This window comes from Limosilactobacillus reuteri (assembly GCF_020785355.1).
Lineage (GTDB): Bacteria > Bacillota > Bacilli > Lactobacillales > Lactobacillaceae > Limosilactobacillus > Limosilactobacillus reuteri_I.
In genome coordinates, this window is sequence record NZ_JAJGVH010000068.1 from 1 (window position 1) to 14,334 (window position 14,334).

General features: G+C 33.0%; 15 protein-coding genes. 8 read left to right on the forward strand and 7 right to left on the reverse strand.

Annotated features, from left to right (window positions below):
• Window positions 1-164 precede the first annotated feature (164 nt).
• Genes LMB56_RS04010 through LMB56_RS04020 form a run of 3 tightly spaced genes read left to right on the forward strand, consistent with a single transcriptional unit; the run spans window position 165 to window position 2,977 of the window.
• Window positions 165-1,811, forward strand: a complete 1,647-nt coding sequence (locus tag LMB56_RS04010) for an IS1182 family transposase (protein WP_229283884.1) — start codon at window positions 165-167, stop codon at window positions 1,809-1,811.
• Between the two features lie 37 nt (window positions 1,812-1,848).
• Window positions 1,849-2,481, forward strand: a complete 633-nt coding sequence (locus tag LMB56_RS04015; RefSeq protein WP_229283883.1) for a recombinase family protein — start codon at window positions 1,849-1,851, stop codon at window positions 2,479-2,481.
• The gene (locus LMB56_RS04020; RefSeq protein WP_229283882.1) at window positions 2,462-2,977 is read left to right on the forward strand and encodes a 3'-5' exonuclease family protein; all 516 of its coding nucleotides are present in this window, start codon (window positions 2,462-2,464) and stop codon (window positions 2,975-2,977) included. The genes LMB56_RS04015 and LMB56_RS04020 overlap by 20 nt, the downstream gene beginning before the upstream one ends.
• A gap of 47 nt (window positions 2,978-3,024) precedes the next feature.
• Here the strand turns inward: LMB56_RS04020 and LMB56_RS04025 are convergent, their stop codons facing one another.
• From LMB56_RS04025 to LMB56_RS04045, 5 genes are all read right to left on the reverse strand, one after another.
• Window positions 3,025-3,336: a hypothetical protein gene (locus tag LMB56_RS04025; protein ID WP_153705212.1), complete on the reverse strand. Its 312-nt coding sequence runs from the start codon at window positions 3,334-3,336 to the stop codon at window positions 3,025-3,027.
• Between the two features lie 121 nt (window positions 3,337-3,457).
• Window positions 3,458-3,619, reverse strand: coding sequence for a hypothetical protein (locus LMB56_RS04030; RefSeq protein WP_229282155.1), 162 nt, complete (start codon window positions 3,617-3,619; stop codon window positions 3,458-3,460).
• Between the two features lie 181 nt (window positions 3,620-3,800).
• Complete coding sequence (locus LMB56_RS04035) at window positions 3,801-5,117, reverse strand: hypothetical protein (protein ID WP_229283881.1); 1,317 nt, start codon at window positions 5,115-5,117, stop codon at window positions 3,801-3,803.
• Between the two features lie 173 nt (window positions 5,118-5,290).
• Window positions 5,291-5,998, reverse strand: coding sequence for a Panacea domain-containing protein (locus tag LMB56_RS04040; protein ID WP_229282153.1), 708 nt, complete (start codon window positions 5,996-5,998; stop codon window positions 5,291-5,293).
• Window positions 5,998-6,615, reverse strand: a complete 618-nt coding sequence (locus LMB56_RS04045; protein WP_229283880.1) for a nucleotidyltransferase family protein — start codon at window positions 6,613-6,615, stop codon at window positions 5,998-6,000. The genes LMB56_RS04040 and LMB56_RS04045 overlap by 1 nt, the downstream gene beginning before the upstream one ends.
• Window positions 6,616-6,821: 206 nt before the next feature.
• Between LMB56_RS04045 and LMB56_RS04050 the strand changes: the two genes are divergently transcribed.
• Complete coding sequence (locus LMB56_RS04050; protein WP_229283879.1) at window positions 6,822-8,078, forward strand: Abi family protein; 1,257 nt, start codon at window positions 6,822-6,824, stop codon at window positions 8,076-8,078.
• Window positions 8,079-8,306: 228 nt separating this feature from the next.
• Here LMB56_RS04050 and LMB56_RS04055 read toward each other — a convergent pair whose 3' ends face one another.
• Window positions 8,307-11,255, reverse strand: coding sequence for an SEC10/PgrA surface exclusion domain-containing protein (locus tag LMB56_RS04055; protein ID WP_229283878.1), 2,949 nt, complete (start codon window positions 11,253-11,255; stop codon window positions 8,307-8,309).
• Between the two features lie 302 nt (window positions 11,256-11,557).
• On the opposite strand from LMB56_RS04055, the gene LMB56_RS04060 reads away from it, so the two are divergent.
• The 3 genes from LMB56_RS04060 to LMB56_RS10535 all read left to right on the forward strand — a co-directional run bounded on the left by LMB56_RS04060 (window position 11,558) and on the right by LMB56_RS10535 (window position 12,913).
• Entirely contained in the window at window positions 11,558-11,884 is a 327-nt protein-coding gene (locus LMB56_RS04060) for a helix-turn-helix domain-containing protein (protein ID WP_035153531.1), read from the forward strand.
• A gap of 142 nt (window positions 11,885-12,026) precedes the next feature.
• On the forward strand, window positions 12,027-12,770 hold the full coding sequence (locus LMB56_RS04065; RefSeq protein ID WP_229283877.1) for a hypothetical protein: 744 nt from the start codon (window positions 12,027-12,029) through the stop codon (window positions 12,768-12,770).
• Window positions 12,737-12,913 (forward strand): Lreu_0056 family protein, encoded by a 177-nt coding sequence (locus LMB56_RS10535; protein ID WP_411377878.1) that lies wholly within the window; start codon window positions 12,737-12,739, stop codon window positions 12,911-12,913. The genes LMB56_RS04065 and LMB56_RS10535 overlap by 34 nt, the downstream gene beginning before the upstream one ends.
• A gap of 44 nt (window positions 12,914-12,957) precedes the next feature.
• On the opposite strand, the gene LMB56_RS04070 is transcribed toward LMB56_RS10535, so the two are convergent.
• Window positions 12,958-13,302, reverse strand: coding sequence for a winged helix-turn-helix transcriptional regulator (locus LMB56_RS04070; RefSeq protein WP_229283876.1), 345 nt, complete (start codon window positions 13,300-13,302; stop codon window positions 12,958-12,960).
• A 173-nt stretch (window positions 13,303-13,475) separates the two neighbouring features.
• Here LMB56_RS04070 and LMB56_RS04075 point away from each other — a divergent pair.
• A partial coding sequence (locus tag LMB56_RS04075) for a zinc-binding alcohol dehydrogenase family protein (protein ID WP_229289115.1) occupies window positions 13,476-14,334 on the forward strand: 859 nt, incomplete at its 3' end.

The window sequence follows — 14,334 nt, forward strand, 5'->3', positions numbered from 1 at the left end:
TAAAAGGGGCTGTGACATAAGTCCCTAATAATAAACGGAGTTGGATGAAATCTTCGGATTTCATTCAGCTCCGTTTTCCTTTAAAATATAGATATATTGACAAAAGAAAAAGACATCGACTGACCCTCGATGCCTTCAATACCCTCGAAAGGATATACATAATAATGCAGAATAATTATAACATTAATCAACTTACTTTGGCTATGGCAACTGACTATCAACCTGAAGAAAATCATCCAGCTTATTATATCCATCAACTGGTCGAAAGCTTGGCAATTTCTAAGCCTAATATTATGGGACGACCACGTGAATATGATCCGAGAATGCTTTTGAAATTAGTCCTACTGGCCTATAGTTACGGCATTGTTTCTTGTCGAAAAATCGAAAGATTTGCTCGAGAAAACATTGTCGCAATGTGGTTAAACCAAGAACAACGCCCCACTTATCGAACAATTGCTAGATTTATCGTTTCCAAAGAACTGACAGAAATGATTCAAGCTAGTTTTAAAGATTTCCATGATTATCTTCAAAAGGCTGGATTGATTGATGAGGCTTCTTTTATTGACGGTACTAAAATTCTTGCTAATGCTAATAAGTATTCCTTCGTATGGAAGAAGCGTACTATCAAATATAGTGATTTGAATGTTGTCAAAGCACGAAAGTTAATTAGTGAGATGCATGAGGAAGTCAAAGTAGATGCTAACTTGGACGATTTTCAAATCGATGAATTAGATACTACGATTGCACTGTTAGAACAACGAATTGAAGAACTAAATAAGCGGGTAGAAGAAACCGCTAGGGTTTCGCCTAATCCCGCAAAGCAAGAGCGCCGCCATGCTAAAAAATACCTTCGTGCATTAGATCATTGTCGTCAGAAAAATATCGAGTACAAAGCTCAAGTAGCCACCGCTGGTAAACGTAATAGCTATTCTAAAACTGATCATGATGCAACCTTCATGCGCTTAAAGGAAGATCCAATGCGTAACGGTCAAACAAAACCTGCATATAATCTTCAGATCATGACTAACTCACAGTTCGTACTTGGCTATGATCTCCTACAAAATCCAACTGACACTCGAACACTAATCCCATTTCTTAAACATCTTGATCAAAACGGCGTTTTGGGTAAAGAAATAGTAGCTGATGCTGGCTATGGTTCTGAACGTAATTATAAATATATTGAAGATGAGTTACCTGATTGTACGGCTCTCATTCCCTACAGCACAATGCTTAGAGAGAACAGTCGTAAGTGGAAGTCTGATGATCACAAAGTGATGAATTGGGAATATCATGCTAAGGATGATTATTATATCAATCCGGTTGGTGTTCGCTTTAACTTTAAACGTTACGCTTACCGCAATGATAAGTATGGATTTCACCGTGACTTCAAAGTATATCAAGCAGAAAAATACGATGAAAATCATCAAATTAATCCTAAAGCATTAACGCCACATGGCAATACCAAGTACATCATGGTAAATCCACAATGGGAGTATTTTAAAGCCAAAGCACGAAAGTCGCTTTCAAGTTCCAATACTTATTCACGTCGTAAGTACGATGTTGAAACAGTTTTTGGTAATTTGAAGGCTTATTTGGGATTCACGAGATTCACGGTACGTGGCCTCAAGAAAGTCAAAAAGCAAATTGGAGTCGCCTTAATGGCATTAAATATGAAGAAATTGGCCGGAAGGCCGTCCAATTTCCTAGGTAAAAAATCAAAAAGGAAAGAGCCATTCGAAAATTTTTTCAATTTCCGAATGGCTCTTCTTAATTTAGAGACTTATGTCACAGTCCCTTTTTTCTTAGATTAAAGAATGATAAATATAAAAAAAAGGAGTGGCAATCACCATGACTAAATATGGATATGTTTCAGGATTCTTAAAAGATAAAATCAGCAAAGAAGATAGTTTCAAGTATCAAGCTACCATCCTTCTTAGTATGGGAGTTCCTCACGAAAATTGTTTTGCTGATGTGTTTAGAAGAAATAATAAAGACCGGTATCAGCTTCGTAAGTTTCTTAATACTATTGCACAAGAAGGGGATGTTCTAGTAGTCCCTACCCTAACATGTCTATATAGTAATGTTAGAGAACTTTGTTGTCTTATGTATATTATTGAAGATAAAGGCTTAATAATTGAGTCTTGTGATATGGATTTAAGTGATGATAGTGATTCTAGTAATTGGATACTTGCCTCTCAATTAGCTCACCTTAACTATCTTGATTATCTTCGTAGTCAAAGCCTTTCTAAAACCATCAAACAGAAGAAGTATCAAGCTACCTTAAATACTGGTGGACGTAACAAACGTGTTATCACACCCTTATACCGGCAAGCATATAAGTATCTTCAAACTCATACTTACACTGAAACGCAATTGAAATTTCATTTGTCAAAATCAACTCTGTATAGGATTAAAAAACAAATCAAAATGAAGCAGCTTTCCACTAATCATCAGAGTTACAATGCCAGTCGAGGTGATTAAAATTAAGAATAAAGAACTAATCTATTGGATTGATCTTACTGGGCCTGCCTCTTTAGATGAAATAATCCGCCTAACAATTATCGATCCTAATAACCAAGTATTATTCAACCGTAAATTTGATACTAAACAAGTGGATTACTGGAATAGTAACATCAACGGCATCATACCGGAGAGCCTCATTAAGGAGTCTCTGTTTGAAGAGTCGAGGAAAGAGATCCAAAAGCTATTTGACAGCTCAGAGACGCTTATAACCTTCTATGGCTCAACTCCCTTTTTAGAAAAGCAAGGTATTAACTTAGCAAATAAAACGATTATTGATTTAGCTGATTCATTTAGAGTCTTAGGAGATAGCACGGATACGATCGAAAATCTATGTATTTATTATGGCTATCCTTTGACTGACAATGTTTTTGAACGTACAGGTATTGATTGTGCTAAAGGAATCAATTTCTGCTACCATGAAATGGAAAATAACTGTAAAGCACAAGAAAATTAGCAGCAACAAAAAACACTTAGCAATCTCAAGTCGCTAAGTGTTTTTGTTTATTCAAATGGAGCGTTGTTAGTTCTATTTAATTTTTCTAACAATTCAAGACGAGCTTTAAGAATTTCATTTTCTTTTCTTAAATTCTTAATCTTAAACTGGTCTGCTTGATGAGTTGCTTCCAACTTCTCAATCTCGGCATCAGTTTTTTCAAAAGTATAAGGAGTAAATACGGTAGCAACAATTTTGTTACCTCGCTTAAGAGTGATTGTCTTTTTTGCTTTGTCGTTCATAGCTAACAGATATTCCCAATTCTTTAAGAATTGGATTAATGAAACCATATAGGTTTCGTGTAAATGTTTTCGTAACATTTATCTTACCTAGCCTTTCTTAATTTTTTTGTTAAAGTTATTCACCTCAACAAACTTATTCTAATTAAAAAAGATTTATTCAAAAAAATTTTTAGCGTGAACACATAAAACAGTAATATTTCTAACCTTTTTTAGGTTTATGAGCACAATCATCAATTTTAATTTGTTGACTACTAACCATATCAAATATTGATATATTCTTATTTTCTAACTCTGTAACTGGAACATCTATCTTATCAGTATTTTTAATAGTTAATTTTTCTTCACTAATTTTATTCATCACTAATCATCCACCTTACTGAAAACTTGTATTAAATAAAAGCAATGGGATGTAGCGAAAAAACACATAATTCAACATCTCATTGCTCTATTTTAAGAAAGAATAAGTAAGTATATTAAGCCTAATACTTCATTAGTCTAATTAAAATTCCTTTTTGCCTTTAGTAATTAATCCAAAGCTAACCCTACAATTTCAGCTTACCATCTTTAGTCAATCCAAATCCTAATACAGCCGTTCCAACAATAGCACTAAGTAGAATACTTGCGTTTTGCTTAGTTTGTACATTAGTTTGTGCTAATCCACCTGTTGAACCACCAGTAATAGTTCCACCTAAATTACCAGAACTAGCAACACCATTTGTTCCTGCAACATTATTGCCATCTTTTGATTGTAAACCAAAGATTTGTAACAATTGTGCTTTAGTTAAAGCGGTATTTTGCCCTTGTTCAGTAACAAAGAATTGCTTGGTAGCAGGGTTATAGTGAACAGTTAAGTGTTTGTAAGTAATTTGACCATTAGTACCTTTTTCTGATACTTGAACACTATATGAATTAAAACCATTAGTATTAGAAGGTGCTTGTTCAAGTAGCTTAGCATCGCTTGGTAATTTATCGTTGCTATTTACAGCATGTTGATTAATAGCGTTAATAATCTGTTGAGTGTCAGCATCTTGTTGTGAAGATTGTTGACTACTATTGCCTGCGTTACTAGTCTTGTTAGTATTAGTTGAATTATTATTTGTAGCAGAACCATTATTTGTATTAGAACTAGTATTAGTAGTGCTGTTAGAACCATTAGCTGTGGCTGTATTATTGCCAGTGTCTTGACCAGTAGCAGGCACTACATAACTGCCTGAATTATTATTAGTTTTATTTTTAGTTTGAGCAGTGTTTGGAATAACATAGAATGTTAATACCTTGTGATCGGCAGTGCCTGAAACCTCAGCAGTTTGTTTAGCGGTGGTGTTATTATTTAGTTCGGGCAAAATGTATGGAGTTAATCCATCTGAATCTTTAGCTCCAAATACCCAATTTGATAAAGAATCATTATTTTTAGGGTTAAGTCCTCTCCGACTTGCTTCACCATTATTATTTTCTTTTGCTCCATTCAAAATAGCGTTAAAGTCAATATCGCCATTATTAATTTGATAATGCTGTTTATTAAAGATATTAGCCGTATCTTTAATATCGTAATAAACACTCGTTCCACCATCTTTACCAATTGTATAGTCTTTAGATGGTGTAAAAGTAATATCATCAGTCTTTAGTGTTTGCCCATTTTGTTGATTAACTACTTTAATAGTCCATGTAAAAGGCAATAGTGGAAAATCTTCATCAGAAGGAGTAGTCAATCGTTCTGGAACAGGAACTGCAGTAGAATCTGCATGAGCAACAATATTACCAAAGTTTGACATCATAGCAGGTGCCATAGGAGCTAAAGTACCGAGTGTCATTAAAACAGCTTGTGTTTTAAAACTATTCTTTTTATTTTTTGTTAACATAAAGAAATTGTCCTTTCTTATTATCTTAAATTATCGTTATCAAAATTATTAATGTAATTTCTATATCAAAAAATTACCTTGCTGATAGTCTAGCTAAAAATATTTGAAGAAATAAAAAGATAATTTGAAAGAAAAAAAGATGAACAATTTATTTGCTCATCTTATGCTTTGCTTTATACAGTTTCTAGATGATGGTATTTCAAAATATCATCATCTAGAATAGGCTTGTTATATCCTTTTTTATGTGCTCTACTCCAAGGAGTACCCTGTCTATGAGTTAAATTTTTAGTTTCGTTGTTCCATGCTTCGGAAAAATATTTACTATATGTCTTCACCACTTCATTTATTACGTTAAGATATTCCTCACTATCTTTTATGTTAAAGATTTTTTTGTCGAATTCAGTATCTATAGCTAACGCTTCGTTATTATACTTATACATTCTATAAGTGTCATTATCTACTGGGCCTTTTTCATAAGCGATAAAATTAGCACTAAATGGGATACGATTTAGTCGAATTAACAGTTCAGAATAAACATAATATAAAATTTTCTGAAGAGAAAATGCACCCAAATGATACCTTTGTTCAAGAAAACTTGCTACATCTACTGAAGTTAAATTAGAATCATTTTGAAGGTAATCAAGAAACTCTTCTAGTGACTCTATTTCTCTAGTTGATTCAAAGTACGCATCCATTTTTTGGATACTTTCAAAATCCTGAGAAGATGTTTTAATAACATGAATCGAAAATAGTGACAGAAATTTATCAGGGACATTTCCTAATTCACTCTTTTTTTCAATGAATTTTTTCACATCATCAGTTGCATAATGATAAGCAAAATCTTTACCAGATAATTTTGTTAAAGCTACTAAATGCATCATCAGAATATCCCCTCACTTTCGTTTTTTCTTTGTTCTTCATGCACTCTATGTTCTCTATAGTTACTTCCTTTACTTTTAACATCCCAAATTTGCAATTCCCATGGAAAAGTAAGATTATCCTTAGCAAAATAACAATGAATCCCGTAGTAATTACCATCTTCTCTAAGATAACATCTACTTATTTTACCATTTTCTTTTTTATTTTCTAAAAAAGAAAGTATATCATCTTTATTACTAATTATACCAGGTAATATGATTCTAATCCCTAAAAAATCGTTTAAGGATTTTTTTAATTGTAGTTTTCCCGTTTCTTTTTCTCGTTCATTATATTGTTTAATCTTCAAATACACTGTATCAGATTTTTTAACCCTATATCGAACACCATATTGAATATGCCAAATTAATAATAGTTGTTCACGAGCAATAAATACATTTAATTTTTTTAAGTAATTAGGAATTATTTGATACATAAATTCATCATCATTTATTATATCGCTAAAACCTTTTTTCTTTAAATTATACGAACATAAAGTAGCAATATTAAATTTTCTTTCAAACGATTCTTTATCCCTTAAAATGTCGTCAATCAACTTGTCTATAATGTTTTTATCATCCATGAAACGACCCCTACTAAATAACTACATTATTTTAATATTATCCCTTGATTTATAAGTAATGTCAATATATTAAGTGGTAGTAGGCTTTATAGAATAATCTTCATAAGACTTGATTTTCTATATTTTTATTGATAAAGTATAAGTAGATCAAGTCCCCTGCGCTATGGATACGTCCTGCAGGGCTTTTTTTTTGGAGATAAAATCTTATGGTATATAATAGTGTACATAAAACTCAACTAAGTTACAAACAACAATTAGCTCTATTAAAATTGCGTGGTGTAAATGGGATTAGCTTTCATGTATCAAGTAAAAATATTAGTAAGAAAAAACATGAAATGCAAACTAAAAATTTATATAAATCATTACATCAAATAAGTTCCATTGGATACTACCAATTAAAAAGTTTCCTTATCCCTTATCAAGTTAAAGGTAAAGTAAACCAATACTCAAATATTGATTTTAAAACTTTAATTAATCGTTACTATGCGGATAAACGATTACGTCAGCATATATTACATGCTATTGAAGATATTGAGGTTTGCTTAAATACTAAAATTGCTCATGTTTTAGGCGAACAGTGTGGTGCAGAAAATTTTTATAATTTTAATTATTGGTGTCAAATTAATTCTATTAATCCTTATCTAAAAGATGATAACGGTAACTATGGTCTTTACATGAGCCGTGATGTTGTAGAACGTGAAAAACAAGACTTATTAGACCAAATTCGTCCTAAGCTAGAAAAATCAAGAAATCCTGATTTACGTCGATACTTAAGCAGTAAAACAGAAAGTGATGATGACAAAGTTGCTATATGGATGCTTATGAATGAGCTAACATTAGGACAAACAATTACAATTTTTAAACTGATGTGGCCTACTGGAAGAGTTAAAATTGCTAATTATTTTAATTGTTCTGTTAAAACATTAATTAGTTGGCTACAATGTTTAAATTTAATACGAAATATTTGTTGTCATAATGGTAATTTATCTGATTTATCGCTAGTAACACTGCCTCACATACCACAAGAATTTCTTAATAGTTCTTCCTCTACTATAAAAAAATTGAATAAAAAAGGTGTAAATACTCAACTGAATGGCAAAATTTTAACATCCTATTGGAGTTACAATAAACATGGTAAAAAGGTTCAAAAATATACAAATAAGCTTGCTATTCCAGTCATAATAATTATTAGTCTAATGAGAACGGTAAACCCCAAATACAATTTTGGTAAACTTAGTAATTCAATTTATAATTTAGTAGATGAAACTGCTACAATTCAATATTATGGTTTTAAAAATAAACACGCTCTTTCTTTATTATTTAGTAAAGAAGAACATAGTGATGATATAAGAGTTAGAAAAAGAAATAATCGTGCTGAATTAAAGAATGAATTAAAATACTTTAATTTAGAGGCTTCTTCAAGACCCAAGAAATTCAGAAAATCTAAAAATAATAATCACTGATATATTTCTTTAGCAAAATATTATATTCGTTACCTACTATACCTCGACATAAGACTTTATAAATCACATCTCTTTTTCCCATAAAGTCTACATATATCAAAAAAGCGATGAATGTCCATCGCTTTTTCTAATTAGTATGAATGAGAAAATACATTATGCATCAATAATCATGTCAATTCTTCGATTGACTATAAATTGTTAAGTATTTAAATGAAAAACGTTAAAAACTTAGTTATGACGTTTCTTAGCAACACCAAACATAGTAGTAAAGGTAGTAGCAGCAAGAATACCTAATCCTGCAATTGCAATATTCTTTTCATTGTTGCTATCGCTAGTCTGTGGTAACTTAGCTTGTTGAGCCTTATATTCTTCACGAGTCATCATAGTACCTTCTTTAGTACCAAATGATACGTTAGTAGTTACTGGTGTAGCAGGTGCTTGAATACCAGATTGTGATCCCTGTGATGCAACATTATCCTTAGAAACAACGTTGATATATTGTCCTTGTGCATCAGAAACTGCTGAATCATTCTCTTTATCAGTAGTTGGCAATACAATCGTTGGCTTAATATCTGTGTTATCAGATACTTCACTACCCTTGTTCGATGTAGCAGGCTTGTGACCAGCTTGACCACTAATTGATGCATTACCAGTATCTGGCTGTGCAGGAGTTGTTGGGTTAGTAGGTGTAGTAGGATTGGTGGTTTCACTACCCTTATCCTCTTTATTTGGATCAGATGGTGTTACATTACCCTTATCCCCATCACTTGGCTTTGATGGTTCAGATGGTGTAGTTTGATGATCCTTTTGATCGTCATCCTTTGATGAATTAGATGGTGTAGTTGTTCCTTGGTTATCATCTTTCTTACCATCATCTGGCTTAGCAGGATTGGTTGGGTTAGTAGTTTCGCTACCCTTGTTATCATCCTTGCTTGGTTCAGAAGGCGTAGTAGTGCCCTTGTTACCTTCATCTTTACCAGTATCAGGTTTAGCAGGCTTTTGATTGTTCTTGATGTCAGCAATCTTTTGATTATCCTTATCAAGTTGAGTTTGAGCATTACTGATAGTTGCCTTAGTAGCTTTAATAGCAGTTTGCAAGTCACTAATCTTGCCATTAATAGCGTCTAACTTCTTTTGTGCATCTTTTACTGCTTGGTTAGCACTTGCATTAGCAGTTTGTTCTGCAGTATCAAGTGCAGATTGCTTGGTAACTAATACTTGGTTCAGACTTGCTAAACCATCCTTGGCTTGTTGTAACTTAGCTTCATCTTCACTTTGAGTTTGCTTTGCACTTTCAAGATTGTTCTTAGCTGAACTTAACTTGTTCAAAGCGTTTTGAACATTACTGTTGCTATCAAGGTTAGATAATTGTCCTTGCTTCCAATCATTTACAGTGTTCAAGGTGTCCTTAGCATTATTGTATTCAGTCTGTTGGTCTGAACTTAATTGGTTCAAATCAAATTGAACATTAGCCTTTTGTGCTTGCAAGTTTTGAAGTTGACTTTGCAAACTTTGGAGCTTAGAAGTTTGACTAGCTAAAGTATTTTGAAGGTTACTAATTTGATTGTTCAAATCGTTAATCTTAGCACTGTTATCAACAACATGACTATCACCTGTGATTGGTCCCATTGCTTGGTATTGTGCAATACGATCCATCATGTTTGGAGTATTGTTACGTGCAGGACCATCGTAATCAAAGGTTAATACATACAAATAACTGTCAGTATTAGTATCATAAGTATAATGGAAACCAAATGCTGCATCATAGTTTAGATCACCAGTATCTTCGAGGAAGTTCTCACGGTGTCCCCAATCTGAACTTGCATCTGCGTTAAGCATTGAACTTAAAGTACTTTCAGCATTATAAAGCATTGATAGCATATTACTTCCACCATTAGCAGGGATATATGCTAAACATTCATATTGGTCACGTCCAAATGCTGATACAATATCATTTTCATTGTGATCCAATCCATTAGCACTTTGCTGACTAGCACGTACCTGAGCTTGGTTATACTTCTCTTCAGTCATGGTAAATGGCTTCAAGCCACGCTGTTCACGTGCATGATTAATAATATTCATTAGTAAAATAGCCATTTCTTGTTTTTGACTATCACTCATTCCAGTTTGTTGGTTGACAAGATCCAAATTCGTATTAAAATAATTATCGTATTCGGATAAGGACGCATCGGCTCCTTTACCAGCATTAGGATTACGTGCGCCTTTATCATTATCAGGGCTTACATAAATATTTTGATCAATAATATTCCCATTATTTTGAGACAAATCCATTGGTGCCCATAAATTATTCCGACTAGCATTTTCCAACAAACTCTTGGAAGTATCAATTACCCCATTAGGAACTGTCTTAATGTTAGGATCAGTTTGGGTATTTTTTTCTTGATCCTGCAAATCCTTTACTTGACCTTGTAAATCACTAATCTTTGAATTAGTATTATTTACATCATTTTGTACGTCTGTTACTTGACCACTAACATTATTAATCTGATTATCTAAGTTTTGACTAGCTTGAGCCTTACCTTGGTTTTCAAGTTGGTCAATTTTATTTTGGGCTTCATTAGCTTGTTGTGCTGCAGCTTGGTTAATTGCATCTGTAGCAGTTTGGCGTGCCTGATCCACTGCTTGACTAGCTTGACTTACAGCACTCGTAGCACTTTGGATATTTTGGCTATCATTATTTACTGCAGTTTGCGCATCATTAACTACTTGTTGTTGATTATCAACTTGTTGCTGTGCTTGGTTCACATCTGCTTGAGCTTGCTTAACTGCTAGATCATTTTGAGTAGCAGCTTGTTGTGCTTGCTTAGCTTGGTCAAGTTCTTGTTGAGCAGAACTTTGTTGACCTTGTGCTTCACTCAATTGGTTTTGTTGATCCTTTAATTGTGCATTGGCACTATCAATAGTTGCTTGTTGCTTTTGGGCATCTGATTGTGCATTAGCAAGTTCTGGATCAGTTGCTTGTTGACTAGCTTGAATAGTACCTGCACTTTGAACAGGTGTTACTTCATCAGCGTTAGCAGTAGTTGTTCCTGCTAACATTGCTCCACCAGCAAGTCCTACTGTCATTAATGTGGCAGCCATCCATGTCTTACCTGACTTGTATAGCTTCTTGTGTTCCTTAGCAACAGTGTTGAAATTAATGTGTTCTTTCATCATACTAATTACTCCCCCGCCTTCAGAATGAAGGTGTTTTTTTATTTAATTCGTTGATAATTCTACAATTTTCCTAAAAGATACGTTGCATTGAATGCAGCTATAATGTATTCAGCGTAACTTTTTCTTGAATATATCAACTTAATACAGGAGTAATTATAACACCTTTTACCACTATAATTACATTATTTTTGTACTTATATTTATATATGCGTATAAGTTGATATAAACAATAAGTACAGTGCCTTATTTTATTAGCATTTCTTCAATATGCTAGAAATAAACAATGAAATGAGGGCTTCAAAATGAATAATCTAGGAGCTAACATCAGAGCCAGGCGTCATGAGCTTGGCATTACTCAAGAACAACTTTCTAATAATACTGGATTGTCAATTAATTACATTTCAAGACTAGAAGTTGGAACAGCTAATAATGTCAGTGCTAAGACGCTATCACATATAGCGGAGGTACTTAAGACAAGTATGGATAAACTAATGCATGGCTCAACTGATGAAGCTGAAATGGGATTTTATCAAAAGAAACTTTGGCAAGCTTTAAATGAAATGGACGAAAAACAAGCTGAACAAGTTTCAAAAAACGTTTTAGGATTGATAAACCTTAACAAAGAGTAATAATTCCACTAAATAAAGCAGGTACTACACTTTCTGCAATTATGTAGTACCTGCTATTATTTTTTATCTTGTTATATTTAACCACACCTATTATGATTATTTAAGTATAACTATAGTGTTACAAGATAATGGAGGAGTTTTTATGAAAAAGAGTATCGTTCTTGCCAGCACAGTTTTACTTACTATGTCTTTAGCTGCATGTGGTAATCAATCATCAAGTTCCGAGAATACATCTAGCAGTAGCGTTAAAGTTACTAAAAAGGCAACAAGTAAATCATCATCAAGTAGTTTAAAACCACAAACTGATAGATTTAACAATAACGAGTACGGGATTATGGGATATTTAGAGTTAGTGCAAAGAAGCGCAACTGAATTAGCTAATGCTCCCAAAAATAGCAATACTGAAAGTGGTATGGAAATCAAAAAGAATGGTAACGTGTATACATTAGGTATGCTACCCATCGGTCATTCAGTAAACGTTATTGTTAATAATGATAATGTAACAGTTAGATACGATGAAAATACTGACGGTTCTGGCATGGGAAATAAAAATGCTTCTAAAACCTATTCTAAACAAGAATTAGCAAGTAAATATGCCGACCAGAAAGATGAAATTGATAAAGTCATTAAGAAATATAACTTAGATAGTAATAGTGATACTAATAATAGTAATCAACAAGCAGCTCCAACTGATCTTGATGAAAAAACTGAAGCAGTTCTAATCTATGCTAAAGCTAATGGGTTCGATACTTTAGATGTATCTGATAATAATACTGCAAGCATGGAATTATCAACGACTGATAATGGAAAAAAACTGTTGGTTATGGTTCTGATGGTGATGTTCAGTATCAAATTGATGGTAATAATGTTACCTATTGGACATTAGATCATAGTGATGATACACCAGCTTACAAGCAAAAAATGATTGAACATACAACAACACTTTCTGAATTAAAACAAGAATTCTATACTGCTGATAATCAACGACAAACAGTGGATATTATTACTGATAATATGGAAGAAAATTAAAATAATAAATTTCATTAAAAAAGTCTACATCTAGGTGTAGGCTTTTAATTTTCTTCTAAATTTATAGTGTTATATGTTCTCCCCCATTTCTCCATTTCAATAATAAGAGGGGTTAACGTTTGTCCAAAACGGGTTAATTTATATTCTGTTTTAGGAGGAATGACTGGATATATTTTCTTTTCAATAATCTTATCTTTTTCTAGTTCGCTAAGTTGTAAAGACAACATTCGCCTAGAACAATTTGGCATCCGTTTTTGTAATTCACTGAAACGACATACTTTATTTTTTATTAAATGATATATGATTACACTTTTCCATTTACCCGAAATAATTTGTAAAGTACTCTCAACTGGGCAACCATCACTACAATTATAAATATATCTTTGCAAAGTCATGCTCCTCCCTATTTATTTTTGAATCCTAATTCCTATAATACACGATATTCCCTCTTACCACTATTAGGGAAAAATTTGTTACATAGAAATTTTAAATTCTCTTCTTGTTTAATTTTCTCTTTCACTTACTATTTATGAGTATAAAAGAAAGAAAAGAGGAATTAATTATGAAAGCAATTGGCTTTAGCGAACATTTGGATATTAAAGATCCAAAAAGTTTATTTGAATTTGAGACACCAACGCCGACACCTAAAGGGCACGATTTATTAGTAAAAGTTAATGCCGTCTCAGTTAATCCTGTTGATGTTGGCGTACGAAGAAGTGGACACGGGAAACTTTCAAAGCCAAAAATTATTGGCTGGGATGCTTGTGGAATTGTTGAAAAAGTTGGTAGCAAGGTATCACTTTTTTCACCAGGTGATCGTGTTTACTATGCTGGTTCATTTAAACGGTCAGGAAGTAATAGTGAGTATCAATTAGTAGATGAACGAATTGTTGGAAATGCACCTAAATCATTGACGGATGCCCAAGCAGCTGCAATGCCATTAACTTCCTTGACTGCTTATGAAGCATTATTTGAACAATTATCCCTATCTCAAGATAAAAAAAGTAATGAAGGTAAAACAATTCTTATTATTAATGGCGCTGGAGGTGTAGGATCTGTTGCAACACAATTAGCATCTAATGCTGGACTAACAGTTATTGCTACAGCTTCTCGACCTGAAAGCATTAACTGGGTGAAATCTCATGGAGCTGCAGATGTAGTAAATCACCGAAAGAATCTGGTAAATGAAGTTCATAAGCTTGGCTATAAATATGTTGATTACATTTTGGAATTAAAAGATATTGATAGCCATTGGAAAGAAATGTGCGAATTAATTAAGCCAGAGGGTGCCATTGCATCTATTACAGAAAATAGACGACCTATTAATTTACGATTATTAACACCTAAAAAGGCTATATTCGCTTGGGAATGGATGTACACAAAATCTTATTATCATACACCAGATATGCAATCACAGCATG

What these genes read in the sequence shown, in the direction of transcription:
- LMB56_RS04060 (WP_035153531.1), top strand. Translation starts at nt 11,558, where the DNA reads ATGAATAATCTAGGAGCTAACATCAGAGCCAGGCGTCATGAGCTTGGC.
- LMB56_RS04020 (WP_229283882.1), top strand. Translation starts at nt 2,462, where the DNA reads ATGCCAGTCGAGGTGATTAAAATTAAGAATAAAGAACTAATCTATTGG.
- LMB56_RS04065 (WP_229283877.1), top strand. Translation starts at nt 12,027, where the DNA reads ATGAAAAAGAGTATCGTTCTTGCCAGCACAGTTTTACTTACTATGTCT.
- LMB56_RS04055 (WP_229283878.1), bottom strand. Translation starts at nt 11,255, where the DNA reads ATGATGAAAGAACACATTAATTTCAACACTGTTGCTAAGGAACACAAG.
- LMB56_RS04015 (WP_229283883.1), top strand. Translation starts at nt 1,849, where the DNA reads ATGACTAAATATGGATATGTTTCAGGATTCTTAAAAGATAAAATCAGC.
- LMB56_RS04010 (WP_229283884.1), top strand. Translation starts at nt 165, where the DNA reads ATGCAGAATAATTATAACATTAATCAACTTACTTTGGCTATGGCAACT.
- LMB56_RS04035 (WP_229283881.1), bottom strand. Translation starts at nt 5,117, where the DNA reads ATGTTAACAAAAAATAAAAAGAATAGTTTTAAAACACAAGCTGTTTTA.
- LMB56_RS04040 (WP_229282153.1), bottom strand. Translation starts at nt 5,998, where the DNA reads ATGATGCATTTAGTAGCTTTAACAAAATTATCTGGTAAAGATTTTGCT.
- LMB56_RS04025 (WP_153705212.1), bottom strand. Translation starts at nt 3,336, where the DNA reads ATGTTACGAAAACATTTACACGAAACCTATATGGTTTCATTAATCCAA.
- LMB56_RS04050 (WP_229283879.1), top strand. Translation starts at nt 6,822, where the DNA reads ATGGTATATAATAGTGTACATAAAACTCAACTAAGTTACAAACAACAA.
- LMB56_RS04045 (WP_229283880.1), bottom strand. Translation starts at nt 6,615, where the DNA reads ATGGATGATAAAAACATTATAGACAAGTTGATTGACGACATTTTAAGG.